21 protein-coding genes and 1 riboswitch are annotated in these 26676 nt (G+C 61.6%); of the genes, 8 read left to right on the forward strand and 13 right to left on the reverse strand.

The features are described from left to right. Positions 1-51: 51 nt before the first annotated feature. Positions 52-286, reverse strand: a riboswitch (cobalamin riboswitch). A gap of 99 nt (positions 287-385) precedes the next feature. Then, a complete protein-coding gene (locus AC3ISR_RS20110) occupies positions 386-1699 on the forward strand; it encodes a PQQ-dependent sugar dehydrogenase (protein WP_463984072.1) in 1314 nt (437 codons plus the stop codon). 133 nt (positions 1700-1832) lie between these two features. Here the strand turns inward: AC3ISR_RS20110 and AC3ISR_RS20115 are convergent, their stop codons facing one another. From AC3ISR_RS20115 to AC3ISR_RS20135, 5 genes are all read right to left on the reverse strand, one after another. After that, positions 1833-2369: a C40 family peptidase gene (locus AC3ISR_RS20115; RefSeq protein ID WP_192297060.1), complete on the reverse strand. Its 537-nt coding sequence runs from the start codon at positions 2367-2369 to the stop codon at positions 1833-1835. 144 nt (positions 2370-2513) lie between these two features. Then, positions 2514-3143 carry a C40 family peptidase gene (locus AC3ISR_RS20120; RefSeq protein ID WP_192297061.1) on the reverse strand — a complete coding sequence of 210 codons (630 nt, stop codon included), beginning with the start codon at positions 3141-3143 and terminating at the stop codon, positions 2514-2516. 213 nt (positions 3144-3356) lie between these two features. Then, positions 3357-4061 carry a DnaA regulatory inactivator Hda gene (gene hda, locus AC3ISR_RS20125; RefSeq protein WP_058422138.1) on the reverse strand — a complete coding sequence of 235 codons (705 nt, stop codon included), beginning with the start codon at positions 4059-4061 and terminating at the stop codon, positions 3357-3359. Between the two features lie 203 nt (positions 4062-4264). Further along, the gene (locus AC3ISR_RS20130; protein ID WP_192297063.1) at positions 4265-5338 is read right to left on the reverse strand and encodes an AI-2E family transporter; all 1074 of its coding nucleotides are present in this window, start codon (positions 5336-5338) and stop codon (positions 4265-4267) included. A gap of 35 nt (positions 5339-5373) precedes the next feature. Continuing rightward, positions 5374-6378 carry a DUF2066 domain-containing protein gene (locus tag AC3ISR_RS20135; RefSeq protein ID WP_192297064.1) on the reverse strand — a complete coding sequence of 335 codons (1005 nt, stop codon included), beginning with the start codon at positions 6376-6378 and terminating at the stop codon, positions 5374-5376. 340 nt (positions 6379-6718) lie between these two features. Between AC3ISR_RS20135 and purM the strand changes: the two genes are divergently transcribed. The 4 genes from purM (at position 6719) to AC3ISR_RS20155 (ending at position 9693) form a co-directional block, all read left to right on the forward strand. Beyond that, positions 6719-7777: a phosphoribosylformylglycinamidine cyclo-ligase gene (gene purM, locus AC3ISR_RS20140; protein ID WP_192297065.1), complete on the forward strand. Its 1059-nt coding sequence runs from the start codon at positions 6719-6721 to the stop codon at positions 7775-7777. Continuing rightward, the gene (purN, locus tag AC3ISR_RS20145; protein ID WP_192297066.1) at positions 7777-8427 is read left to right on the forward strand and encodes a phosphoribosylglycinamide formyltransferase; all 651 of its coding nucleotides are present in this window, start codon (positions 7777-7779) and stop codon (positions 8425-8427) included. Before purM ends, purN begins: the two co-directional genes overlap by 1 nt. Before the next feature lie 8 nt (positions 8428-8435). After that, the gene (locus AC3ISR_RS20150; RefSeq protein ID WP_192297067.1) at positions 8436-9149 is read left to right on the forward strand and encodes a DUF3108 domain-containing protein; all 714 of its coding nucleotides are present in this window, start codon (positions 8436-8438) and stop codon (positions 9147-9149) included. 355 nt (positions 9150-9504) lie between these two features. Further along, positions 9505-9693 (forward strand): hypothetical protein, encoded by a 189-nt coding sequence (locus AC3ISR_RS20155; RefSeq protein ID WP_017734626.1) that lies wholly within the window; start codon positions 9505-9507, stop codon positions 9691-9693. Between the two features lie 94 nt (positions 9694-9787). Here the strand turns inward: AC3ISR_RS20155 and AC3ISR_RS20160 are convergent, their stop codons facing one another. The 8 genes from AC3ISR_RS20160 to AC3ISR_RS20195 all read right to left on the reverse strand — a co-directional run bounded on the left by AC3ISR_RS20160 (position 9788) and on the right by AC3ISR_RS20195 (position 23541). Beyond that, complete coding sequence (locus AC3ISR_RS20160; protein ID WP_105694808.1) at positions 9788-10333, reverse strand: DUF2058 domain-containing protein; 546 nt, start codon at positions 10331-10333, stop codon at positions 9788-9790. Between the two features lie 25 nt (positions 10334-10358). After that, on the reverse strand, positions 10359-11192 hold the full coding sequence (gene mazG / locus AC3ISR_RS20165) for a nucleoside triphosphate pyrophosphohydrolase (RefSeq protein WP_192297068.1): 834 nt from the start codon (positions 11190-11192) through the stop codon (positions 10359-10361). Between the two features lie 167 nt (positions 11193-11359). Beyond that, on the reverse strand, positions 11360-13603 hold the full coding sequence (gene relA / locus AC3ISR_RS20170; protein WP_192297069.1) for a GTP diphosphokinase: 2244 nt from the start codon (positions 13601-13603) through the stop codon (positions 11360-11362). Between the two features lie 120 nt (positions 13604-13723). After that, positions 13724-15076 (reverse strand): 23S rRNA (uracil(1939)-C(5))-methyltransferase RlmD, encoded by a 1353-nt coding sequence (gene rlmD / locus AC3ISR_RS20175; RefSeq protein ID WP_192297070.1) that lies wholly within the window; start codon positions 15074-15076, stop codon positions 13724-13726. After that, the gene (cysM, locus tag AC3ISR_RS20180; protein WP_192297071.1) at positions 15076-15978 is read right to left on the reverse strand and encodes a cysteine synthase CysM; all 903 of its coding nucleotides are present in this window, start codon (positions 15976-15978) and stop codon (positions 15076-15078) included. Before cysM ends, rlmD begins: the two co-directional genes overlap by 1 nt. An 80-nt stretch (positions 15979-16058) precedes the next feature. After that, a complete protein-coding gene (locus AC3ISR_RS20185) occupies positions 16059-21980 on the reverse strand; it encodes an NEL-type E3 ubiquitin ligase domain-containing protein (RefSeq protein WP_463984070.1) in 5922 nt (1973 codons plus the stop codon). A 72-nt stretch (positions 21981-22052) separates the two neighbouring features. Continuing rightward, positions 22053-22643, reverse strand: a complete 591-nt coding sequence (locus AC3ISR_RS20190) for a tRNA-uridine aminocarboxypropyltransferase (RefSeq protein ID WP_192297073.1) — start codon at positions 22641-22643, stop codon at positions 22053-22055. A gap of 4 nt (positions 22644-22647) precedes the next feature. Then, a complete protein-coding gene (locus tag AC3ISR_RS20195) occupies positions 22648-23541 on the reverse strand; it encodes a LysR family transcriptional regulator (RefSeq protein ID WP_003193084.1) in 894 nt (297 codons plus the stop codon). 161 nt (positions 23542-23702) lie between these two features. Here AC3ISR_RS20195 and speB point away from each other — a divergent pair, with 161 nt between their 5' ends. From speB to AC3ISR_RS20210, 3 genes are read left to right on the forward strand one after another with little or no spacing between them, the layout of a single operon-like run. Then, positions 23703-24653, forward strand: coding sequence for an agmatinase (speB, locus tag AC3ISR_RS20200; protein ID WP_003175388.1), 951 nt, complete (start codon positions 23703-23705; stop codon positions 24651-24653). Further along, positions 24653-25075 (forward strand): YybH family protein, encoded by a 423-nt coding sequence (locus tag AC3ISR_RS20205; protein WP_192297074.1) that lies wholly within the window; start codon positions 24653-24655, stop codon positions 25073-25075. The genes speB and AC3ISR_RS20205 overlap by 1 nt, the downstream gene beginning before the upstream one ends. A 21-nt stretch (positions 25076-25096) precedes the next feature. Next, complete coding sequence (locus AC3ISR_RS20210) at positions 25097-26668, forward strand: purine-cytosine permease family protein (protein WP_226454959.1); 1572 nt, start codon at positions 25097-25099, stop codon at positions 26666-26668. Positions 26669-26676: the final 8 nt, after the last annotated feature.

A 26676-nucleotide genomic window follows, 5' to 3' on the forward strand; every position in this document is an offset into this window, starting at 1 on the left:
ACGGCGGGCAGGAAAAAGACAAAACAGACAGCCAAGCATCGCCCACCGTGATGCTGTTGGATGTTTCAGGCCGGTCTCCGGGCTCATGAGTGGCGATCGCCGACGCTGCGCCTTCCCATATCGCGGGGCGATACAGTGGCAGAAAGCAGGGTCTTGACTCATTTACCGTTGCGGGGGCAGCGCCGGGATCGCGGCAGCACTGTGTACAAGTGCGCTCACTCACCGGCTTCCCTGTTTCACTCGGTCGACCCGTGGGTCACAGAGCACCTGGAACAAGTCGCGAAGGGTAGAGGGTTGGGGGTGGAGCGTCAATTAAAGCCGGCTTCGCACTTGAACCATCGGACCGCTGCATGCCTCTACCCTTGCAGGTACCCAGGAGAAAAACATGCACAAGACCCGACTTGCCCTACTGATCATGTTCGCAGGCGCCCTCGCCGCCTGCGGTGAAAGTTCGACCTTGCAAGTGTCTGACGGAACCGGGCCTTCCCCCAAGCTACCGGAGCCGAACAAGACCCTGATCCCCACGGTAAACATCGCACCAGCCGTAGGGTGGCCTGCGGGTGCGAAGCCAACTCCCGCCGCGGGCACCCAGGTGGCGGCGTTTGCCGAGGGCCTGGACCACCCGCGCTGGCTGTATGTGCTGCCCAATGGCGACGTACTGGTGGCAGAAACCAATGCGCCGCCCAAACCCGATGACTCAAAGGGCATTCGTGGCTGGGTGATGGAAAAGGTCATGGGCCGAGCCGGTGCGGGCGTGCCTAGCCCGAACCGCATCACGTTGCTGCGCGATGCCGACCACGATGGCATCGCCGAGACCCGGACAGTATTTCTTGAAAACCTCAATTCGCCCTTCGGCATGACCCTGGTGGGCAATGATCTGTATGTGGCGGACTCGGACAAGCTGCTGCGCTTCCCCTACCAACCGGGAGCAACCGCGATCAAGGCAGCCGGTACCAAGGTGGTCGACCTACCCGGCGGTAGCATCAACCACCACTGGACCAAGAACGTGGTGGCGAGCAAAGACGGCCGCAAGCTGTACGTAAGCGTAGGCTCCAACAGCAACGTTGGGGAAAACGGCCTACAGGCAGAAGAAGGCCGGGCGGCGATCTGGGAAGTGGACCGCGCCAGCGGCCAGCACCGCATTTTCGCTTCGGGCCTGCGCAACCCTAACGGCATGGCCTGGGAACCACAAAGCGGCAAGCTGTGGACGGCGGTGAACGAGCGCGATGAAATCGGTAGCGACCTGGTGCCGGACTACATCACCTCGGTTCAGGATGGCGCCTTCTATGGCTGGCCGTTCAGCTACTACGGGCAGCATGTGGATGTGCGAGTCAATCCGCAAAACCTCGACCTGGTGGCCAAGGCGATTGCACCAGACTACGCCGTAGGCCCGCATACCGCCTCGCTGGGACTGACGTTTGCCGAGAACAGCAAATTGCCCGCCCCTTTCACGAATGGCGCATTCATCGGCCAGCATGGTTCGTGGAATCGCAAGCCCCACAGTGGTTACAAGGTGATCTTCGTACCGTTCGAGGCTGGCCAGCCCAAGGGACAGCCGGTGGATGTGCTGACCGGGTTCCTCGACAAAGACGAGAAAGCCATGGGCCGGCCGGTGGGCGTGGTGATTGATCAGCAGGGGGATTTGCTGGTGGCGGATGACGTGGGAAATAAGGTGTGGCGGGTTTCAGCAGCTAAGTAGGTAGGCTTCAGTCCACCACAAACCCCATGTGGGAGCGGGCTTGCTCGCGAAGGCGGTGTGTCAGTCACAGATGTGTGGTCTGATCCGGCGCCTTCGCGAGCAAGCCCGCTCCCACACTCAGATCTCTGTCAGCTCAGGGATTACGTGCCAGACTCCCTGGCAATACGCGCTTGGCGCTCAGGTAAGCATTCTGCCAATACGCCTTGGACAAGGTGTCCAGCTTCACCGTGCCGCCGGTTTGCGGCGCGTGGACGAAACGGCCTTCACCGACGTAGATGCCGGCGTGACTGACCTGTGAGCCGCCGCCGGTGGCAAAGAACAGCAGGTCACCGGTTTGCAGATTCTCTTCACTCACATCCTGGGCGCGCATCACGATCAGTTCGCGGGTGGTGCGTGGCAGGGAAATGCCGGCCGCATCGCGGTAGACAAAACCGATCAGGCCACTGCAATCAAAGCCTGAGTCCGGCGTGTTGCCGCCCCAGCGATAAGGCGTACCGACCAGGCCGAGCGCGCGAAAGAGTACGTCTTCGGCGACAGGCGAGAAATTCTGGGTGGAATAGTTGAACACCGGCTTGGGCTTCACCGCTACGGGAGCGGGCGGTGGACGGCTGGCGCAGGCGCTGAGGAGCGCGGCGCAAACAATAAGAATCAGGCGGGCCGAGGTCGACATGTGCAGAACAATCCTGGTCTGGATGCGGCTTTCGCTGCCGAACGCTGAAAACCAGAACGCGCAAGCAGAGCTCGCGCGTACGGTTTCCAACAATATCCAGGGATTCTAGCGCTTACACGTCAAACTTCAAGTATCACTTTAAGTTTACTTGCTAGCGGTAACCGTCGTCGGGGCCATGGCGAGTGCGCGCTTGGCTTCGATGAAGGTTTTGCTCCAGTAGCTATCGCCCAGGTTGTCGACTCGGACACCGCCACTGCGACGGCTGCTGGAGTGGATAAACTGGTTGTCGCCCAGGTAGATACCGGCATGGCTTACGCGACCACGGCCAGCAGTACTAAAGAAAAGCAGATCACCGGGCTTGAGGTTGTTGCGTGCGACCAACGGTGCATTCACGTTGATCATTTCGCGAGTGGAGCGCGGCAGGTTCATGCCAGCTTCTTCACGAAACAGGTAGCCGATGAAGCCGCTGCAGTCGAAACCGGCTTCAGAGGTACCACCGAAACGGTAACGGGTACCGATCAGGGACATGCCGCGTTCGAGAATGCTGTCGGCCAGGACTGGAAGCTGGTAAGGCTTGTTGCCGGAGAAGGCGCCCAGTTCCTTTTCAGTCGCCAGCTCTTCTTCATAAACAGAAGCAGACTGTGCAGCGACGAATTTTGCCTGATTTTGAACCTGAGGTTTTTGCTGCTCGGCCACCTGTTGAGGGTGGGAGGCGCAACCAAACAACAGGGTAACGAGTGCGAGAGGCACGAGGGGTGCGAAGCGATTTAGCATGGGCACGACCGTGGCTGATGTGTAAAGAAGCCGAGACTATGCCCGCTATCAGATCGATTTGCAAATTCAATCGTGATCTATGTGACTTCTTGTTTGGACGATGACATCTAAGCCCTTAACACCCTATGCAACCGATTTGCGTGGCCAACCCGGCCCAAACGCAGGTTTTCTGGCGCCTGGAATTTGCCGAAAGCCGCGAAAACAAAGGGCTGGCTACCAGCCGAGGGTTTCCTTGAGGAAAGGAATCGTCAGCTTGCGCTGGGCTTGCAGAGAGGCCTGATCGAGCTGTTCGAGCAAATCGAACAACGCGCTCATGCTGCGGGTGCCGCGGGTCAGAATGAAGTGCCCGACCTCATCGGTGAGGTGCAAACCGCGACGGGAGGCACGCAATTGCAGGGCACGCAATTTGTCTTCGTCAGACAGGGGACGCATCTGGAAGATCAGCGCCAGGGTCAGGCGAGATTTGAGATCCGCCAGCTTGACCGGCAGTTCCCGCGGCGAAGTGGATGCAGCGATCAGCAAGCGCCGGCCGCTGTCACGCAAACGGTTGAACAGATGAAACAACGCCTCTTCCCACTCCGCCTTGCCGGCGATGGCCTGCAGATCGTCCAGGCAGACCAGCTCATATTGCTCGAGGTGGTCGAAGATACCGATACCGCGATCCATCAACTCGGCCAACGGCAAATAAACCGCCGGCTCGCCCATCTGTTCAAAACGCAAACACGCGGCCTGCAACAGGTGAGTACGCCCTACGCCGTGCTTGCCCCACAGATAGATCAGGCTTTCGGTCCACCCGGCGTCGGCTTCGCAGAGCCGCTCGACATAGCCGAGTGCAGCGGCATTGGCGCCTGGGTAGTAGTTGATAAAGGTGGCGTCGTCACGCAGACGCACACCCAAGGGCAGCTGAATCGGTTTCATGCTGACTGAACGGCTCCAAACGAACCGCTAGTGGCCTCTGTGTAAAGTTTGCAAAGTTTATACCCGTGACGCCGGGCGCACAATGCAGCAGACCACAAGCAAAATCAAAGGTTTGCGTTAACTTACCGGTTTTGCGCGGATTGTTTGACGCCCCACCCCCAGAAACAACAAACCCGACCAAGGCCGGGTTTGTGACGCAACGTTTACAGATCAGGGTCTTCGACCCCCGTGTACACATCCGAATCCTTGTACAAGTCATGCACATGGCGCACCAGCACCATGATCACCGCCGCCACCGGCAACGCCAGCAGGATGCCAGTAAAGCCGAACAGCTCTCCGCCCGCCAGGATCGCAAAGATCACCGCCACCGGGTGCAGACCGATCCGATCCCCCACCAACAACGGCGTGAGCACCATGCCTTCGAGCGCCTGGCCGACCATGAACACCGCGACAATCCCGAGCATCGGGTACAGGTCGCCACCAAACTGGAACAACCCGGCAACCAGCGCCGCGCCGATACCAATCACAAAGCCCATGTACGGCACGATGGCCGCCAGGCCGGCGATCAGACCAATCAACAAGCCCAGTTCCAGGCCGATCGCCATCAGGCCGGCAGCATAGATAACCCCCAGGGCCAGCATCACCAGCAACTGACCGCGCACAAACGCACCCAGCACCTCATGACACTCCTCTGCCAGCGAGACGATGCGCTCTTCACGGTTGCGCGGCAGCAGGCTGCGGATCTTGGCCATCATGATGTCCCAGTCGCGCAGCAGGTAAAACGCCACCACCGGGATCAGCACCAGATTGGTCAACCAGCCGATCAGCGCCAGGCTGGACGCCGTGGCCTGGCTGAGTACGACGCCGACAATGTCGGTGGTCTGCCCCATATGCTCGCTGATCGCGGCCTTGACCTTGTCGAACTTCCAGAACCCATCCGCCAGCCCCAGCTTGGCCTGGGCCCACGGCATCGCCGTGTGCTGCAGCCAATCCAGCATCTGCGGGGCCAGTTCATAGAGGCGGAACAATTGCTTGGCCAACATCGGCACCAGCACCAGCACCAGCGCCGTGATGATCAGGGTGAACAAGGCGAAAACCGTCACCACGCCCCAGGTCCGTGACAAGCCGACCTTCTCCAGGCGATCCACCACCGGATCAAACAGGTAGGCCAGCAGCAACGCAACCAGGAACGGCGTCAGGATCGAATGCAGCAAGAAAACAAACGCGCACAGCAGGACCAGCCCACCAAGCCACACCCAACGACGCGTATCCGCCATAAACCACTCCATTGCTTCTATATAAGGAAGAACTGTTACCAACGAAACCGCAGTTGCGCCGCAGGCGTTGCTGCCGCCGGTGCTTCACCAGGCCCAACCTCCTGCAACTTGGCCAGGCCCAACTGGGTACGCAATTGATCGACACTGCCGTTGACGCGATAGACGATGCGGTCGCCATCCACAGACTGCGGCTGGCCACCAAACGGCTCGAGCAGATGCCCCAGGGCGGCATAGCGCTCCAGGTTCATGCCTTGTACTTCGAGCAACTGCTCGCTGCTTACCCCGGCCTTGACCGCAAAGCGCGGTGCCAGCTTCTGGCTGACCGCCAGCATGACGGCATCGGCCACCGCGCCCGTATCGGCGCCTTGGACGCTGCCCTGCTCGCTCTTGTCGCCCAGCCACAAGCGCCACTTGGCCTGCCACTGGTTGCCTTCCTGGCGCGCATGCACGGCCAACAGGGCATCCGCGCCGTAGCGCTCGGAGGCGGCGCGCAGTGGCGTGGCGTCGGCGCTTTCCAGGTTGGGCGCGGTGGCCACCACCTGCTCTTCCAAGTCACCCAGCGGCAGCCGCAACGGCAGCCCACGGTGCTGTGCCGCGCGACGCAATGCCTGGGCGACGCTTTGGCCATCACCGACCAGACTGCTGCCTTCGGTAGAGTCATTCAGCCACCAGCCAAGGATCGACGGCCGGTTGCTGCCCCAGATCGACAGACCCGCATCACGCAAGGCGCGGTCGGTGCTGACCGGGTCAAAATCCACTTGCAGGCTTTCCGGCGGGCCGGCGTCGTAGCCGTATTGCGTGATGATTTGCTGCGGGTCCTTGCGAACCGCCGCCAGGCCCGGGCCATCGGCGGCCTTGGCGTCGCCGGTCAGGCGGATCACCAGGGTTTGCACGGCACGCTGGGTCGCCTGGTCGCGCTCTTGCGGCGACTGGCTACTGACGGGTTCGAGCACTTGATACAGGCCATTGAGGGTTTCGGCATGACTCGCCAGGCTGACCAACGACAAGCAGCCTACAAAGAAGAATTTACACAGACGCATGGAAGATTCCCGAACGACAAATTTAGCGGCTGGAACAGACCGCGTGAATTCGGCTTACCAGGGCTGTGACCACAGCGGCTGGCAAAACATTCACGGGTATCGGTAAGTTTTCGTACTGTCATAACGATAGCGGGTTCAAGGCTATACCTTAATACGTACCAAAGCAGACCGGATTAGCATTTTTTTAACCCATATGCCTCTGCCCGTCGGCCCGAGGATGGCCGCTGCCCCTCAAGCCTGATAAAATCGCGCGCCTTCGCAGACCGTCAACGGCGTGGCCTTTATAAAAGCCCCCGCCCGCTCGGTCGTTACCCCTGAATCCCCCCTAAAGGCCTGGATCATGAGCAAGCAACCCTCCCTGAGCTACAAGGACGCCGGTGTAGACATCGACGCCGGTGAAGCATTGGTCGAACGCATCAAGAGCGTCGCCAAGCGCACTGCGCGCCCCGAAGTCATGGGCGGCCTGGGCGGTTTCGGCGCCCTCTGCGAGATCCCGGCCGGCTACAAACAGCCAGTGCTGGTCTCCGGCACCGACGGCGTGGGCACCAAGCTGCGCCTGGCACTGAACCTGAACAAGCACGACAGCATCGGCATCGACCTGGTGGCCATGTGCGTCAACGACCTGGTGGTGTGCGGCGCCGAGCCGTTGTTCTTCCTGGACTACTACGCCACCGGCAAGCTCAACGTCGAGACCGCCACCCAGGTTGTGACCGGCATTGGCGCCGGTTGCGAACTGTCGGGTTGCTCCCTGGTCGGCGGCGAAACCGCTGAAATGCCAGGCATGTACGAAGGCGAAGACTACGACCTGGCCGGCTTCTGCGTCGGTGTGGTCGAGAAAGCCGAGATCATCGACGGCTCCAAGGTTGCCGCCGGTGACGCCCTGCTCGCCCTGCCATCGTCCGGCCCGCACTCCAACGGCTACTCGCTGATCCGCAAGATCATCGAAGTGTCCGGCGCCGACATCGAAAACATCCAGCTCGACGGCAAACCGCTGACCGACCTGCTGATGGCCCCGACCCGCATCTACGTCAAGCCACTGCTCAAGCTGATCAAGGACACTGGCGCCGTCAAGGCCATGGCCCACATCACGGGTGGCGGCCTGCTGGACAACATCCCGCGCGTGCTGCCAAAAGGCGCCCAGGCGATTGTCGACGTGGCCAGCTGGCAGCGTCCTGCAGTCTTCGACTGGCTGCAAGAGAAAGGCAACGTCAACGAAAACGAAATGCACCGCGTGCTGAACTGCGGCGTCGGCATGGTCATCTGCGTGGCCCAAGAGCACGTTGAAACCGCGTTGAACGTACTGCGTGAAGCGGGCGAACAGCCTTGGGTCATCGGTCAGATCGCCACCGCACCGGAAGGCGCGGCCCAGGTTGAACTGAAGAACCTCAAGGCTCATTGATGTCCCAGACCTGTGATGTCGTGGTGCTGCTCTCCGGCACCGGCAGTAACTTGCAGGCCCTGATCGACAGCACGCGCACCGGCGACAGCCCGGTGCGCATCGCTGCGGTGATCTCCAACCGCAGCGACGCGTTCGGCCTGCAACGCGCCAGCGACGCGGGTATCGCCACCCGCTCCCTGGATCACAAGGCCTTCGAAGGCCGCGAAGCCTTCGATGCCGCCTTGGTCGAACTGATCGACGCCTTCAATCCCAAACTCGTGGTCCTCGCCGGTTTCATGCGCATCCTCAGCGCTGATTTCGTGCGGCACTACGCTGGGCGCCTGCTCAACATCCACCCTTCCCTCCTGCCTAAATACAAAGGCATGCACACGCACCAGCGGGCGCTCGACGCCGGCGACAGCGAGCATGGCTGCAGCGTGCACTTCGTCACCGAGGAACTCGATGGCGGGCCTCTGGTCGTACAGGCAGTGGTTCCGGTAGAGTCGGATGACTCAGCGCAGAGCCTTGCGCAACGGGTTCACGCCCAGGAACACAGGATTTACCCGCTGGCAGTGCGCTGGTTTGCCGAGGGGCGGTTGATTCTTGGTGAGCAGGGTGCATTATTGGACGGTCAGTTACTCGCGGCCAGCGGCCACTTGATTCGAACCTAGGAGATTTTATGCGTCGCGCCTTGCTCTTCGCTTTTGCTCTGTTTGCCTTGCCTGCGGTGCAAGCGGCAGACCTTCACCCTTTCTCCGTTAGCTACACCGCCGACTGGAAACAGTTGCCCATGAGTGGTTCGGCTGAACGCAGCCTGGCCAAGAATGGCGACGGCACCTGGACCTTGAACTTCAAGGCTTCCATGATGATCGCCAGCCTCACCGAAACCAGCGTGATCCTGTTTGACAAGGACACCCTGCAACCGAAGAGCTACATCTTCGAACGCGGTGGGCTGGGCAAAGCCAAGAAGATCAACCTGGACTTCGATCAAACCGCCAAGAAAGTCACCGGTTTTGAAAACAAAGACCCGGTCAACGTGGCCCTGCAAAGCGGCATGCTCGACAAGTCGACCTACCAGTTGGCCCTGCAGCGCGACGTTGCCGCTGGCAAGAAAAGCATGAGCTACAACGTGGTCGAAGGCACCGACGTCGACACCTACGACTTCCGCGTGATCGGCCCGGAAAAGGTCCAGACCAAGGTCGGCTCCATCGACGCGATCAAGGTTGAGCGCGTGCGTGACCCAACCCAAAGCAAGCGCATCACCCAGATGTGGTTTGCCAAGGACCAGGGCGGCATCCTGGTTGCCCTGCGTCAGGTCGAGACTGACGGCAAGGAATACAACATCATGCTGCAAGACGGTACGGTTGACGGCAAGGCTGTCAAAGGTAGCTGATCGGCTGATGAGTCAAAAAAAGAGCCTCGCTGACTGCGGGGCTTTTTTTTGCCTGCGGATTCTATATAGAGGCTTGTGCAGTCATCGCAGGCAAGCCAGCTCCCACATTTGAAATGCATTCCCCTGTGGGAGCGGGCTTGCCTGCGATGGCGATAGCGGGCTCTCAACATGAAACTTCTGTCATAAAACTCCAGCACCCATACCGCAAACCCCCACTCCTCAAGGCCTGCAGCACTGTTGCAGTTCCTGCAATGAATTGTTGCGCGAAAAGTCGGTTTACTTAGCAAGCTAACAAAACATATAACAAAGGCCTGCGACGACTTGCCGCAGACCCACCAGAGATTGGAGCAAGCAGATGACTGTAAAAGTAACTGAACGCGACGATGCACATATGTCCCATGAAGCGCTGGGCCATGGGATTCACATCTGGGATGTACACCAACAAGACCTGCTGGTCGGCATGTTTCACAACGAGAGTGACGCTCACAATTATAAGAACGAGCTCGAGTCGCTTGAGATGAAACGCCAGGCAGAAAGCTCCTGAGTATCGAAATCCTATAGGTGCTCCAGCCCACGCAGCCGGAGTACCTATCAACAAAAACCCCGCCTTTTGAGCGGGGTTTGTTGTTTCTACAGCCTTACCACATCAGATCATCCGGGATCTGGTAGGCCGCGTATGGATCATCCTCGTCCGGCACCTGGCTTTCGGTGAGGATGTTGAGCTGCACGATGCGCTCTGGCGCACGCTCCTGGATCTTCAGCGCCGCTTCACGCGGGATCACCTCGTAACCACCACCGTGATGCACGATCGCCAGGGAGCCGTTGCTCAGCTTGTTGCGCATCAACGTGTTGACCGACAGGCGCTTGACCTTCTTGTCATCCACGAAGTTGTAGTAATCCTCGGTGGTCAGCTTGGGCAGGCGCGAGGTCTCGATCAGTTGCTTGACCTGGGCCGTGCGGGCCTTGGCCTCGGCTTTTTCCTGCTGCTGGCGATTGAGTTCCTGATCGCGCTTGACCTTCTCGGCCTTCGCTTCGGCAGCCAGGCGGGCCTGGGTGTCGTCGGCCTCGATCTGGCCCTTGTGGACCAGGCGCTGCTGCTTCTGTTTCTCTTTGCCGACCTGCTTGGCCTGCTTTTGGTTGACCAGACCTGCTTTGAGCAACTGATCGCGAAGGGAAATGCTCATGGTGCTTACTCACTTAGGCAGCCGCTCAACCGCAGCTGGACATGTTCTTTTCCTGGCGTTTGGCTTCACCCCACAGGGCGTCCAACTCTTCGAGGGTGCAATCTTCTATGGATTGATGCGTATCGCGCAATGCCTGTTCGATAAATCGGAAACGTCGTTCGAACTTGGCATTGGCGCCACGCAGCGCGGTTTCCGGGTCGACCTTGAGGTGACGGGCCAGGTTGACCGCGGCAAATAGCAGGTCGCCAACTTCATCGGCGATGGCGGCGGGGTCGTTGTCAGCCATGGCTTCGAGTACTTCATCCAGCTCTTCGCGGACGTTGTCCACCACCGGCAAGGCGGATGGCCAGTCAAAACCGACCTGGCTGGCGCGCTTTTGCAACTTGGCGGCACGAGACAAGGATGGCAGCGCCGTGGGTACGTCATCGAGCAGGGACAGTTGCTCCGGTGCGCAGGACTTTTGCGCACGCTCCTCGGCCTTGATCTGCTCCCAACGGTGCTTGACCTGCTCTTCGTTCAACCGGGGGGTATCCAGCGGTGCGTACAGATCGCCGCTGGGGAACACGTGGGGATGACGACGGATCAGCTTGCGCGTGATGCTGTCGATCACGCCGGCAAATTCGAAACGCCCTTCTTCCCGGGCCAGCTGGCTGTAATACACCACCTGGAACAACAGGTCGCCGAGCTCGCCTTGCAAGTGATCGAAGTCACCGCGCTCGATGGCATCGGCGACTTCGTAGGCTTCTTCAAGGGTATGCGGGACGATGGTGGCGTAGGTTTGCTTGATGTCCCACGGGCAGCCGTATTGCGGGTCGCGCAGGCGGTTCATCAGGTGCAGCAGGTCATCTAGTGAATACATCAGTTTCTGTCCGATCAAGTGGGCACGCAGAAGATCAAATGTGGGAGCGGGCTTGCTCGCGAATGCGTAGTGTCAGCCAATGAATCTGGCACTGACACACCGTATTCGCGAGCAAGCCCGCTCCCACAAAAGCCCTCCCACATGTTAGCCCGCGTTCATCCAGCTAATCATGGCGTACGGTTACGCCGCGTCTCGATGATGTTCGGCAACTGGGAAATCCGCCCCAGCAACCGCCCCAACGCGTCCAGGCCCGGGATCTCGATGGTCAAGGACATCAACGCGGTGTTGTCCTCTTTGTTCGAGCGGGTGTTGACCGCCAGCACGTTGATCCGCTCGTTGAGCAGCACTTGCGACACGTCCCGCAGCAGACCGGAACGGTCGTAGGCACGGATGACGATGTCCACCGGATAGGTGAGGACCGGCACCGGGCCCCAGCTGACCTGAATGATCCGCTCCGGCTCACGCCCGCCCAGTTGCAGCACCGAAGCGCAGTCCTGGCGGTGAATGCTCACGCCACGGCCCTGGGTGATGTAGCCGACGATCGCGTCGCCCGGCAACGGCTGGCAGCAGCCGGCCATTTGCGTCATCAGGTTGCCCACGCCCTGGATCTGGATGTCGCCGCGTTTGCCCGGCTTGTAGCCGGTGGCTTTGCGCGGGATCAACTCCAACTGCTCGCTGCCGCGCTCCGGTTCGACCAGTTGTTGCGCCAGGTTGACCAGTTGCGCCAGGCGCAGGTCGCCGGCACCGAGGGCGGCGAACATGTCTTCGGCGATCTTCATGTTGGCCTTTTCGGCCAGCTTGTCGAAGTCCACCTGCGGCAGGCCCAGGCGGGCCAGTTCGCGTTCGAGCAGGGTCTTGCCGGCGGCGACGTTCTGGTCGCGCGCCTGCAACTTGAACCAGTGCACGATCTTCGCCCGCGCCCGCGACGTGGTGATGTAGCCCAGGTTCGGGTTCAGCCAGTCGCGGCTCGGCGTGCCGTGCTTGCTGGTGATGATCTCGACCTGTTCACCGGTTTGCAGGCTGTAGTTGAGCGGCACGATGCGCCCGTTGATCTTGGCGCCCCGGCAGTTGTGGCCGATCTCGGTGTGTACGCGGTAAGCGAAGTCCAGCGGCGTGGCGCCCTTGGGCAGGTCGATGGCATGGCCGTCAGGGGTAAAGATGTAGACCCGGTCCGGCTCGATGTCCACGCGCAACTGTTCGGCGAGGCCGCCGATGTCGCCGAGTTCTTCGTGCCATTCCAGGACTTGGCGCAGCCAGGAGATTTTCTCTTCGTACTGGTTGGAACCGGCCTTGACGTCGGTGCCCTTGTAGCGCCAGTGCGCACACACGCCCAACTCGGCCTCTTCGTGCATGGCGTGGGTGCGGATCTGCACTTCCAGCACCTTGCCCTCAGGGCCGATCACGGCGGTGTGCAGCGAGCGGTAGCCGTTTTCCTTGGGGTTGGCGATGTAGTCGTCAAACTCCTTGGGAATATGCCGCCACAGGGTGTGGACAATGCCCAGCGCGGTGTAGCAGTCGCGCATTTCCGGCACCAGCACACGCACGGCGCGCACATCGTAGATCTGGCTGAAGGCCAGGCCCTTGCGCTGCATTTTGCGCCAGATGGAATAGATGTGCTTGGCGCGGCCGCTGATGTCGGCATCGACGCCGGTAGCCTGCAACTCGGAGCGCAGCTGGTTCATCACATCGGTGATAAAGCGCTCACGGTCCAGCCGCCGCTCGTGCAGCAGCGTGGCGATCTGTTTGTATTGATCGGGTTCGAGGTAGCGGAAGGACAAGTCCTCCAGCTCCCACTTGATATGGCCGATGCCCAGGCGGTGTGCCAGCGGCGCGTAGATGTCGAACACCTCGCGGGCCACACGGTTGCGTTTTTCGTCGTCGGCGGTCTTCACCGCCCGGATCGCGCAGGTGCGTTCGGCCAGCTTGATCAGGGCGACGCGCACGTCATCGACCATCGCCACCAGCATCTTGCGCAGGTTTTCCACCTGGCCCTGGGTGCCCAGCACCATCGACTGGCGCGGGCTGAGGCTGGCGCTGATGGCGGCCATGCGCAGCACGCCGTCGATCAGCTTGGCCACCACGGCGCCGAAGCGCTGGCTGACCAGCGGCAACGCGATATGCCCTTCACGCACGCCGCGATAGAGCACGGCGGCGATCAGCGAATCCTGGTCCAGCTTGAGATCGGCAAGGATCTCGGCGATCTCGAGCCCGGTGCGAAAGCTCGAAGTGCCTTCGGCCCACAGGTTCTTGGCCGCATTGTCTTGTTGCTCAGACTCGCGAGCGAACTCGCAGGCTGCCTTCAAGGCTTCACGGTCCAGTGCCGGGTCGACACTGACGGCATGATCCAGCCATGCCTCGAGATTGATACTGCCGTCGGTGTTGATCGGCTGGTGTGCTCTCACCTGTACCATCTTGCTTACCTTCCCTACGACGCACCTCTGATGCGCCAAAATCATCGCCGACTTTACTGCGAACTCCGTGGCAGATCACAGGCCCTGGAGAACGCAGGCCAGTCGGATTAAACGGGCATCCTAGCCCGCTTCAAATAACGCCATGGCCTCGACATGCGCTGTCTGCGGAAACATGTCGAGGATCCCGGCACGTTTTAGCCGGTAGCCTTGCTTGACCAACTCAACCGTGTCCCGCGCCAGCGTCGCCGGGTTGCAGGACACATACACCAGGCGCTTGGCCCCCAGAGTGGCGAGCTTGCGCACAACCTCTTGGGCACCATCGCGGGGTGGGTCCAAGAGTACCGCAGAAAAGCCCTGTTTGGCCCATTCTGCGTCAGTCAAAGGCTGGGACAAATCGGCCTGAAAAAACTGCGCATTATGCAAATTGTTGCTGACGGCATTAAGCGCCGCCCGATCCACCATGGTCTGCACGCCCTCCACCGCGACCACTTCGCGTACTTGTCTGGCCAGTGGCAGGGCAAAGTTGCCCAGGCCACAAAACAGGTCCAATACGCGTTCGTCAGGCTGTGGGGCCAGCCATTCCAGGGCCTGGGCCACCATCGCCGCGTTGACAGCGGCGTTGACTTGCACGAAGTCGCCGGGACGGTAGGCCAGTTCCAGGCCCCACTGCTCCAGCTGAAAACCCAACGCGGCATCGGCATCCACCGGCTCCGGCTGGCCCTCGCCATGCAGCCACAACTGGGCTTGATGGAACGCGCAGAATTCTTTCAATACCAGCAGGTCCGCGTCCGACAATGGCGCCATATGCCGCAGCAGCACGGCGACGGATGTACCGCTGAACAGCTCCACATGCCCCAGGGCCTGGGGTTTGCTCAGGCGACGCAGCATGTTCGGCAGACGCTGCATGATCGGTTGCAAGGCCTGTACCAGCACCGGGCAATCATCGATGGCGACGATGTCCTGGCTGGCCACGGCACGCAAACCCACTTCGAGTTTTTTCGCCTTGGCATCCCAACGCACCGCTACACGGGCACGGCGACGGTAGCCGAATTCCGGACCGCTCAAAGGTGCGGCCCACTCCTGCGGTTCGACACCCGCCACGCGGGACAGTTGCTCGGCGAGCATGCGCTGTTTCAGGGCAAGTTGTTCGCCATGGGGCAAGTGCTGCACGCTGCAACCGCCACAGCGGCCAACGTGGGCACACGGCGCCGGGCGGCGCAGTTCGCTGGCCTTGAACACCCGCTCGGTGCGCGCCTCGACCACTTTGCCGTGGGCCCCCAACACCCGCGCTTCGACTTCTTCACCGGCCAGCGCACCGTTCACGAACCAGGTGCGGCCTTCGAAGAACACGATGCCACGGCCATCGTTGGCCAGGCGCTCGATGGTCAGGCGTTGTTTCTTGCCCACTGGAATCTGCGGGGCCCGGCTGCCGCCCGTCGGTTGGAAGCGCAGGCCTCTCTCGTGCTTGGCCATCAGTTGGGTTCGTCGAAAATGCCGGTCGACAAGTAACGGTCGCCACGGTCACAGATGATCGCGACGATCACCGCGTTTTCCACTTCTTGGGACAAGCGCAACATACCCGCCACGGCGCCACCGGAGGACACGCCGCAGAAGATGCCTTCTTCACGGGCCAGGCGCCGGGTGGTGTCTTCGGCTTCACGCTGGGCCATGTCGATGATGCGGTCCACGCGCGTCGCGTTGTAGATCTTCGGCAGATACTCTTCGGGCCAGCGACGGATACCCGGGATGGCTGCGCCTTCCATCGGTTGCAGGCCGACGATCTGGATCGCCGGGTTCTGCTCCTTGAGGTAGCGCGAGTTGCCCATGATGGTGCCGGTGGTGCCCATGGAACTGACGAAATGGGTGATGGTGCCCCCGGTCTGGCGCCAGATTTCCGGGCCGGTGCTGGTGTAGTGCGCCTCGGGGTTGTCGCCATTGGCGAACTGGTCCAGCACCAGGCCACGGCCTTCGGCGGCCATGCGCTCGGCGAGGTCGCGGGCGCCTTCCATGCCTTCTTCCTGGGTCACCAGCACCAACTGGGCGCCGTAGGCGGTCATCGCCGCCTTGCGCTCGGCGCTGCCGTTGTCGGGCATGATCAGGATCATCTTGTAACCCTTGATCGCGGCGGCCATGGCCAGGGCGATCCCGGTGTTACCCGAGGTGGCTTCGATCAGGGTGTCGCCGGGCTTGATCTGCCCGCGCAACTCGGCGCGGGTGATCATCGACAGCGCCGGGCGGTCCTTCACGGAGCCGGCCGGGTTGTTCCCTTCGAGCTTGAGCAACAGGGTATTGCTGGTTTCTCCCGCCATGCGTTGCAAGCGGACCAGGGGCGTGTTGCCGACGCAATCGGCAATTGTAGGGTACTGCAAGGTCATGGCGTATTCGCAATCCAGACTGCGGGGGCGGACATCATACCGGGAAAGCCCGGCGGGCCATATCACGCAAAGTAAGGTGCTTATTGCTGATAGGTATAAGCAGTATCGGCGGCACCTGTGAAGTTGGCCCACTCACCTTTTGTCAACGCCAGAAACAAGCGGTCCTCATCGACTGAGCGCCGGTTGGACAGGTCATTGGCCAACGCCAGGTAGGCCCCATCGCTGAGCTCTGCACGGTTGACTCTATCCAAGGCGTCCTCCAGCGCCTGATCGTAATGCCCCAGCGTGGCTTGAAGACGCACCTGATACTTGGCTTGCAGGAACTGCCGCCAATACGTCTTCTCAATCAGCCACCCAGGCCAGTCCAACCTCGTCTCGCCCGCCAGGATGCCGTTAAGCATCGCGGCAACGCTCTCGGGGCTGGGGGTGCCCAACGTCCGATCCAGCCGTTGATCGAAGCCCAGCGGGAGGTCCAGGGCCGCGGACAAGGCAATTCGGTAAGCCAGTATGCGTGTGCCCGCCAGCTCCGGCGTCTGATGCGGTTCGAACAAAAGCACAGCGTTCGTGATGGCCGCCAAGCGGCTGCTGGCCCGCAAACAATTGAGCAGCGGCATCCCATCGCCGTCACCCCCGGTGAGCAGTTCGAACATTCTGAATTTGAGCTCCAAATTGTTGAGCGACACCATGCAACCGTTCACGCCAGCGCTCATGTCGTACGGATGCTCGAACAGGATCGTCGCCAGTTGCGGAGTATTGGCAGCCCCTTCGATCAAGCGCCAGACTCTGCCGGTGAGGTCTTCTCGCAGGGCTCGATAACCCGCGGCAACAAACTTGGGGTCAGCGGCAACACGCTCGATCAGCGTGAAAAAACGCGCAAAAATCTCCCGCCCCTGCAAGTCCTGCCAAAGCGCGAGGTGCGACGGTACGTCCCTGACCGCCAGCACCGCCAGCCAGCGGTCGGGGCCGGCAGTGACGGGAATATCATGCGGGTGCAATCCGAAATGAATGCCAGAACGCCCCGGTTGTTCGCGATAAACACGAAGCATCTGAAGCGTGCCCTGCGACAAGGGGTTGCCGGACAGGTCCATGGCGCGATGGACATCCGCGTAGATAAACAGGTCAGACCGAGTCAGCACTTGGATGCGGTTGTTTGCGAGGTCAAACACCTCCAGCCATTTCAGGGTGACAGCCCCCTTGGGCAGGCTTTCCAACTGAGTGTTGCGCAGGTTCAGATAGCGCAGGTGTTTCAAACCCGCCAAGTTCAGTCGCTGCCCTTGGCGAAGGGGGTTCGAGGACAAATCCAACACGCGCAATTGCGTCAGCTCACTCAGCCGGATCACATCGCCCAGCCTGAACTTGAGTCGATTGTTACCCAGGTACAAGGCCCTCAGCCGCGGGACCTCGGAAAGCCCCGGCGGCATCTGCTCGAACCTGTTGTCGCTCAGGTAAAGCCGCGTCACCCCCGGGAAACAGCGCAGGAAACGCGTAGGCAATTGAGACAGTTGGTTTCGCTTCAGGCTCAATACCTCCACGTGCCCGAAATGCGCGCCCAACGTGGGCAAATCGGTCAGGTCCAGGCCATCGAGATTCAGTTCCTTGACCATGGCCGTCCCGTGACTGGAGGCCTCCCTGGCCCAACATCGCTGGATACGTACAACCGCCTGCGCCCGGGCCTCCCGCGCAGGGCCGGTCGCCCCATGAAGCCATTGCCCCAGCGCAACGTTCATCGCCTCACGTTCGTTGTAGAGATAGTCGATCATCCCATCGCGTTCTCGAACCGAGTCGCCCGCGTCCCGCCACAGCTGTAGAACCTCGTCGTCGGTTCTCGCCGGATACAACGCGCGCAAGCGCGCCACCTGGGCGCGCTCCATCGGCCTCAATCCTCTACCGCTCAGCGGATAAGCGATGCGCCCATCCGCAACACGCTGTGGCGGATGGAAATGCGGACGGCGCCCCACACGCCTCTGGGTCTCGGCAAACTCCCATATGCGTTGCAAACGCCAACGCACCTGCTCGAGCAATTCCCCCTCCCCGGCGCCCTGGGTGAACCCCAATGACTGCCGCTCGGCCAGCGGCAGCGCGGCCAGTAACACCTCAAGGAATGGACCCGGGCGTCCCACTGGCTGTCGCCGCCCGTTTGCCTGGGGCATATAAGCCTGATACTGGTGGGATACCCGCTCCACCATGCACTTGAGCGCCGCATCGAACGGGCCGACGCTGGTCTGCATAAAACCGCCTTGCCAGACTTCAACCCGAAGGTGCGCCGGCCAACCGTCTATTTGCGCCAATGCATGCAGGAGCGCGGTCGCACTGTCCTCGTCGGCGCTGGCCGGCAGGTGCGCGCTCTCCAGAATCCTGGTTTTGCGCAGGTATTGCACCCACCATCGGATCGCCGAGGTCAGCGTCAACGGGACCACCCCGCTCTCCAGGCTGCGGCGCTCGGCCGGGGTGACAGCGCGCACCAGGTCTTCGGCGACCCGGTTGGTCAAATCGGGGTAGTCACGCTGCAGTACTTGCGCCAGCGGGTCATTGGAATGCCGGCGATCAGGGCATAACGCCTCGAAGAACAGGTGTTCCATCTGCGGCTTGTCCAGCGCCACTTTTGCCTCCAGCACGGTGATCTGATCGGAATGCGCGACGTCCTTGCGCCCCACCAGTGCATCGGCGCGATCGGCACCGACTTCGCCCAGCATCCGTTCGAAAAAAGCCGCACCAACGTCCATACCGGCCTTGACCCGCTGATGGACCGTGAAGCGCTCAAGGGTATCCTGCAGGACGGCGGGGGGAAGCTCATTGCGTACATGCACCCGGCGCAGCATGTCTGTTGTCACCCCGCTGATCCGCAGCACCTGCTCAATCGCATCCGGCCCCAGCGCACGGGCCAACGGCCCCAGTCGATAAAACGGTCGTTGGCCGTCCCAAGTCAGCGGGTCTTCCCATTCATGGCGCCACGCACCAGCGCCGTTATGGGTGAGGGCCGGGGCGTAAGCGTCGTTCAACGAGGGGTGCTGGATGCGCCACGGCTGTGCCGGGTCCGCTTGGGCCACCTTGAAACAGTCGCCTTCGATAAACAGGTAGCGCGCCGAGCCGAGGGCATACAGGCCCAGCGCGTCGGGTTCGGCGCCGATGCGTGAAGTATCGTCGCTACGGGCGTACGCCGCGATCTCACGTCGATACGGATAGAACGTGCCGTCGGGCGCACGATTGCGCACCAGCGCCTGGGCGACTTGGTGACGCAGATCGCCGATGGCCTGCGCCGCCGAGAGCCCCAGGCGGGCACGGTCTTGCTCAGACAACTGGCTCACGATGAGGGCATAGAAGCTGTCGGCGCCAGTGAACATCTCGCCGCTGCGGTGCGCCTGTGCGTCATACGCCGCGAACCGCCCCAGGCGATGATCGATCACGACCAGGGTTCGATCTTGAGTGCCCTTGGAAACATAAGGCACCGGCTGCTCGGCCCAGCTGACGACCAGTGCTCGCCCGAGCCCATCACTCAACACGCCATGGGCATACGCGGCCGCCCAATTCTGGGTTTGCCGGTCAAAGCGGCGGCGGTGGAACAGGCCATCGACAATGGCCTCCCGACGCGCTCCCCGACGGGCCGCGCGCAAGGCGTCATACAGCGCTTCAGGCTGCAATTGCGAAGTCAGCAACTGCATCTGTTGGTGTGCCGACAACGGATGTTCGCGCAGCACCTCAAGCAAGCGCGCCAGGCTCACCTGTGGGTGCAGTGCCTGCAATTGCGCAACCACCGCCGGCATGGACAACTCGTGGCCGACGCGATCAGGCAACAATTGCCGCACGCCCCTGCTGGCCGCCTTGGCCGTCGAGCGACTCGCCCCGGCAAAGCGCGTCAGTGCCTCAAACAACTCGATGCTCAAGGTCTTGGCCAGCGCCGCCAGTTGCTGGCGAATCAGCGGTGCGCCCGCGGCAAAAACTGTCGGCATCAGCGCGGCGATGGCATTCGGCAGATGCACGACGCGACGGTTCGTGGGCCCATAGGCGAATTGATAGTTTTCCAGGGCGATGACGGTGACCGTTTCTGTCGGCGGTCCCATCGTATTGGCGCTGTAGCGTCGCAGCTCCAGGCCTTGCTGATTGGCAATGCTCAACGCGGTGTTTGCCGGCCAGTCCGCCAACTGGGTGAGCAGCGGCGCCATGACCTCAACAGCACCGACGGGCGCAGGGTGATCGGGATTGGCGCCCTGGCTTACCCAGTCGATCAACCGATCAGTGTTGAAACGCTGCACCGCCTCAACCAGTGACGCCGAAGGCGGCGCGCCCTCCCACACTTGGTTCAGGGCAGCATGCGAGGTGGCACTTGAATCGAGCACGGCGTCCAGCGCACGGGAAGGCACATCCTTCGCGCCGAGCATTCGTTCGAGCAACTGCGGGCCCGTCGGGTGCTGAGGGTCGATAACCGTGTGCGACCGCGAGAGTTGCTGATAAAGACGCTGATGCCGACGCTGCGCGGTGAACGCCAGCCGGGTATGCATGCGGCCGCTGATCAATAAATCGGCCAGATCGACAAATGCCTGCAGCAGTTCGCCTGGCCGCCCCTGCAACGCCTGATGGCCCCCGCCGATCAAGCCCTGGGTCAACGCGACGAACATGCCAAACGCGCGTGCCCGCCCCAGCCCGGTGGGTGCTCCCGGCACCGGAATCAACAACAGGTTGAGGATTTCATTGAGCAAGGCCTGGAACACCTCGATCACGCTCGGCATCAATCCCGGCATCTCGTTGGCCAGTTCTTGCAGGTTGGCGCGGCAACGCTTGATGTAGAAGGCACTCAAGCTGACCACGGGCACCTTCTGCACCGGGGTGCGCACACTGCCAATGCTCTGGGCCTTGTCGAGCGAGGGAATGGACTGCGCCAATGTGTAAAGCAGGTGGGCGACGTCATTGAGGCCCTGGGGGCGGACAGAAGCGTTGGCAAGCTGCTTTACGCGTGCACAGTCACGCAGTGACATCATCTGATACAGCCAATCGACCTCGCCTCTGCGGTAGAAACCCTGGAAGGCGACGTGAAATTCCTCACAGGCTTCGCGGTGGCTGGCATGGTGACGCAACGAGCCACCAGGACGATTCGGGAAGAAGCTGAAGGCGCCCCGGCAACCACTGACGGAAAACACGATATGGGGAATGCTCAGGCTGTCGCCGGGGGGCGGGCCGACGTATTGCCCGGTGAACCCCAGGGATTGCGGCAACCAACTGAGGTTGTCCACCCCGTGGGGGATAAACAGCAGCATTTCCTCAACGTTCTCCCAGCGCGCCCCTCCCACCAACGCTTGCTTCACGGCCCGATAACACGCCCTGTCCACCCGGCTTGCGGCAGTGGTTCTCAGGGCCTCGATCAGCGCGAATTCGAACTCAGCCGCGGCCAGTGCCATGACCCGCCCGCCCAACTCGGCGGAGGCCGACAGTGCCTGATCCAGACGCGTCTTGAGTTGCCCGCCGAGATCCAGCCTGCGCACCAGCGTTATGAAATCAGCCGCGTTGGCATTGATACCCTCGTCAAGAAAGCTGGCGTCAGCCAACCCCGTGCGGCCGGGATAACTCCAGCCGGTCAGCCCGTCGTAGTTAATGCACGCGGCGTCCCACAGCGTGAGGCTGGCGGTTTTTATCACATCGCCATCGGCGCCACGGCGAACACGATTGGCCGATTGAAGGTAACGCGTATGGATCTGTGCAACTTTTGGGTCGATGTCCTGACCCGTCAGGGATTTCAGGCCTTGGCGCAGCGACGCCAGGGCCTGTTGCTCGAAAGCCAGGGTCAGTTCATGAATGCCTTGTTCCAGTGCGTATTGCGCAGAAACCCACGCCCGTTGCAGACGTACGTATTCAAACCGCTCGTCGTCGTTGAGTTCACCGAGAAAGGCATCGAACTTTACCCGGTATCCGTCCAGGGCCTGCAAGGCAGACCACTGCGCACGCGACATCAGCGGCCCGGGATGCTGCGCCATAAACGCGGCCAACGTGTCAGGGGAATTCGGTTCAGCCATAGGTACGCTCCTTAAATGAACGAGCCTACCCAGTCGCCATCAGCTGCTCCGGTAGCTATGTAGCGCCATGCATCAAGCGTGGTTTTTGGCGAAGACCAAAGGCCCCATCGCGGCGATCTGCCCTTCGATCAACGCCTCGAACGGCTGGAGCAACGGCTCGAACGAGGTCGGCGCCTCCAGCACCTGCAAGGCCTGCACAATCGCCTCGACCGTCGACAACGCCCCCGGTCCCGGCGCCTTGCGCAGCCGATAACGGGAGACGGCGCCTTCGGCCAGGCTCACCCTGGGCAACGCCGCCAGCAACGGGTTGAGGTGCAACAGTTTGCGCGCCTTGCGCCAGGTGCCGTCAGGCACCACCAGCAACAACGGCTGATCGTCAGGTGTATACCCTTGCAATGGCTGGGCATCGTCGCCGGGGAACAACAACCGCGCCTGATAACCCGGCGGGTTCAACAACGCCGGCAAATCAGCAAACACCTCGCCCACCACCAACTGCGCATTGTTCAGCCCCAACGCCGCCAACCGTGCCGTGTTGAGTGCGTGGTTGACCTCGCTCGGGTGCTGCAACAGCAACACCCGGGTGCGGCTGTCGAGGCTGGGTATCAGTGGGCACAGGCAATGGGCCAGAGGCCTGAGGCAACGGGAGCATTGGGGTCTGGACATGGTTTCAGGCCTGGTTGAGCTGGGTTTTGAGCAAGTCGCGAAAGGTCTGGATCAGTGGCTCACGGCTGCGACCTCGGCGCATGATCATCGAGAACGGCGCCTGGTAGCCGAAGGTCGCCGGCAGCAAGACGCGCAAGTCGCCCTTGTCGGCCCAGGCCTGGGCGTAGTGTTCGGGCAAGTAGCCGATGTAGGCACCGGACAGCACCAGGATCAGTTGCGCCTCCATACTTTCCACCGTGGCGGCGCTGTGCTTGAAGCCGTGGCGCGCCAGTTCCGCCTGGCTCCAGTAGCCGCGCCCGACCATGCGCTGCTGGGTGATCACCTGCTCGGGGATGCGCCGCTCGTTGAACAACGGGTGGCGGGTGCTGCAATACAACCAGTGCTGTTCGCGGTACAGCGGCATGTAGATCAGCCCGCTCATGCGGTTGGAGAAGGCGCCGATGGCCAGGTCGAGACGGTTGTCCTGCACGCCCAGTTGCAGTTCGTAAGGGCTCATCACCGACAAATGCAGGTGCACCGCCGGGTGTTCGAGGCTGTAGGCGCCGATGACTTCGGCGAACGGCAAGGCTTTGTCGCTGACGGTGGAGTCAAGCACGCCGAGCTTGAGGGTACCGCGCAACTCGCCTTTCAACGCCGCGGCGTACTGCTCGAAGCCTTCCAACTCGCCGAGCAGGCGCAGGGTTTCCTGATGGAACAACTCGCCCTTGCTGGTCAGGCTGAACCCGCCCCGCCCACGGTGGCACAACACCAGACCCAGCGCCGACTCCAGCTGGCTCATATAGGTGCTGATGGCCGACGTGGACAGGTTGAGCTCGTGCTGGGCACTGGCGAACCCTTGGTGGCGTACGACGCTGACGAAGATGCGCAAGAGTTTCAGGTCGGGCAAGGCGTTGGCCATGGGGTCTCCGAAGGCACACACATAATCCTGTGGGAGCGAAGTTTACCTCAGGGATTAGTTTAGAAAAATCTGAACTAAGTATTTGCCCCTGCCGATTCTTTCGCCTCGGGGTATTTCGCAGAATCGGCCTCTAATAAACACAACAACGATGAGGCACTCCCGTGGACAAGATTTTCCACCAACCACTGGGCGGCAACGAAATGCCGCGCTTTGCCGGCATCGCCACCATGATGCGACTTCCCCACCTGCAAACCGCCAAGGGCCTGGACGCCGCCTTTATCGGCGTGCCCCTGGACATCGGCACCTCGCTGCGCGCCGGCACCCGTTTCGGGCCACGCGAAATCCGCGCCGAATCGGTGATGATCCGCCCCTACAACATGGCCACTGGCGCGGCACCGTTCGACTCGCTGTCGGTGGCCGACATCGGCGACGTGGCGATCAACACCTTCAACCTGCTCGACGCCGTACGCATCATCGAAGAAGCCTACGACGAGATCCTCGAACACAATGTGATCCCCATGACCCTGGGCGGTGACCACACCATCACCCTGCCGATCCTGCGGGCGATCCACAAGAAACACGGCAAGGTCGGGCTGGTGCACATCGATGCCCACGCCGATGTGAACGACCATATGTTCGGCGAGAAAATCGCCCACGGCACCACCTTCCGCCGCGCCGTGGAGGAAGGTTTGCTTGATTGCGACCGCGTGGTGCAGATCGGCCTGCGCGCCCAGGGCTACACCGCCGAAGACTTCAACTGGAGCCGCAAGCAGGGCTTTCGTGTGGTCCAGGCCGAAGAATGCTGGCACCACTCCCTTGCGCCGTTGATGGCCGAAGTGCGGGAAAAAGTCGGCGGCGGCCCGGTGTACCTGAGCTTTGACATCGACGGCATCGACCCGGCCTGGGCACCGGGCACCGGCACCCCGGAAATCGGCGGGCTGACCACCATCCAGGCCATCGAGATCATCCGCGGCTGCCAGGGCCTCGACCTGATTGGTTGTGACCTGGTAGAAGTTTCGCCGCCCTACGACACCACCGGCAACACCTCGCTGCTCGGCGCCAACCTGCTGTACGAGATGCTCTGCGTACTGCCTGGCGTGGCGCACCGCTGATGAGCACGCGCGAGGTGCTGCAAGCCGCCGCCGACCTGGTGGCGGCCTTCGCCCGCAATGACCGCGCCGCCTACTTCGGCGCGTTCACGGCCGATGCCAGCTTTGTGTTCTACACCCTGCCCCAGCCACTGCTCAGTCGCGACGCCTACCAGGCGTTGTGGAACAGCTGGCGCCGGGACGAGGGCTTCGAAGTGCTCTCCTGCACGTCGAGCAACGCCGTGGTCAGCCTGCAAGGTGACGTGGCGATTTTTATGCATGACGTGGCCACCGAGCTGCGCATGAACGGGGAGCAATTTTTTAGCCAGGAACGCGAGACCATTGTCTTCAAACGGCAAGGGAATCGCACAGAACAAAAACAAGGCCTGTGGCTGGCCTGTCACGAACATTTGTCCGCTATGCCGGAAGGGCTGCCGCCCCCTTAGCCAATGTGATCGGAGCTGATCATGAATAATAAAAACAACGATAAAAGTATTCGCAAGATAGAAACCAACGGGGTCGAGCAGATCCCGGACCATGAACGTACCGCCGGGCCCAAGGATCTGTTCCGCCTGATCTTCGGCGGTGCCAATACCTTTGCCACCGCCGTGCTGGGTTCCTTTCCCGTGCTGTTCGGCCTGTCGTTCCAGGCCGGGGTGTGGGCGATTGTGCTCGGCGTGCTGGTGGGGGCGCTGATCCTGGCGCCCATGGGCCTGTTCGGGCCGATCAACGGCACCAACAACGCGGTGTCGTCCGGTGCGCACTTCGGCGTGCACGGGCGGATTGTCGGCTCGTTTCTGTCACTGCTGACGGCGATTGCCTTCTTCTCACTGTCGGTGTGGAGTTCAGGCGATGCGCTGGTGGGCGGTGCGAAACGTCTGGTAGGCCTACCGGAAACCGACCTGACCCTGGGCCTGGCCTACGGCGTGTTCGCGATCCTGGTGCTGACCGTGTGCATCTACGGCTTTCGCTTCATGCTGTGGGTCAACCGCATCGCGGTGTGGGCGGCGAGCCTCCTGTTTTTACTCGGGATCTTCGCCTTCGCGCCGACCTTCGACAGCCACTTCGCCGGCACCGTCGCCATGGGCCAGAGCGGCTTCTGGGCGGCGTTTATCGGCGCGGCGCTGGTGGCCATGAGCAACCCGATTTCCTTCGGCGCGTTCCTCGGGGACTGGTCGCGTTACATCCCGCGTGAGACGCCGAAAATGCGCATCATGCTGGCCGTGGTCCTGGCCCAGATCGCCACATTGATCCCGTTCCTGTTCGGCCTGGCCACCGCGACCATCGTGGCAGTCAAGGCACCGGACTACATCGCGGCCAACAACTACGTCGGCGGTTTACTCGCGGTGGCGCCGAGCTGGTTCTTCCTGCCGGTGTGCCTGATTGCGGTGATCGGCGGCATGTCCACCGGCACCACATCGCTGTATGGCACGGGGTTGGACATGTCCAGTGTGTTCCCGCGCCTGCTGTCGCGGGTCAAGGCGACCCTGCTGATTGGGCTGATGTCGATTGCCTTTATCTTTATCGGACGTTTCGCCGCCAACCTGGTGCAGAGCGTGTCGACCTTCGCCGTGCTGATCATCACCTGTACCACACCGTGGATGGTGATGATGATCATCGGCCTGATCGTGCGTCGCGGCTTCTATTGCCCGGATGACTTGCAAGTGTTCACCCGTGGTGAAAGTGGCGGCCGCTACTGGTTCAGCCATGGCTGGAACTGGCGCGGGCTGGGGGCCTGGATTCCGAGTGCGCTGGTGGGCCTGTGCTTCGTCAACCTGCCGGGGCAGTTCGTTGGGCCGCTGGGCAACCTGGCCGATGGCATCGACATCAGTCTGCCGGTGACGCTGGGGCTGGCGTCGGTGGTGTACCTGACCTTGCTGCGTGTATTTCCTGAGCCGGCTGCGGTGTATGGGCCGGCCTTTGTGGCGAGGGAACTTGCTCCCGCCGGGGTGCGAAGCGGCCCTAAAACAGCAGCCTCCAGCTTCGCAGGCGAGCGGGAACAAGCGCCCTCGCCACACCAAGCTTCGTCATCACAATAAGAAATCGG

The sequence above is a fragment of the Pseudomonas sp. GL_117 genome (assembly GCF_057835125.1).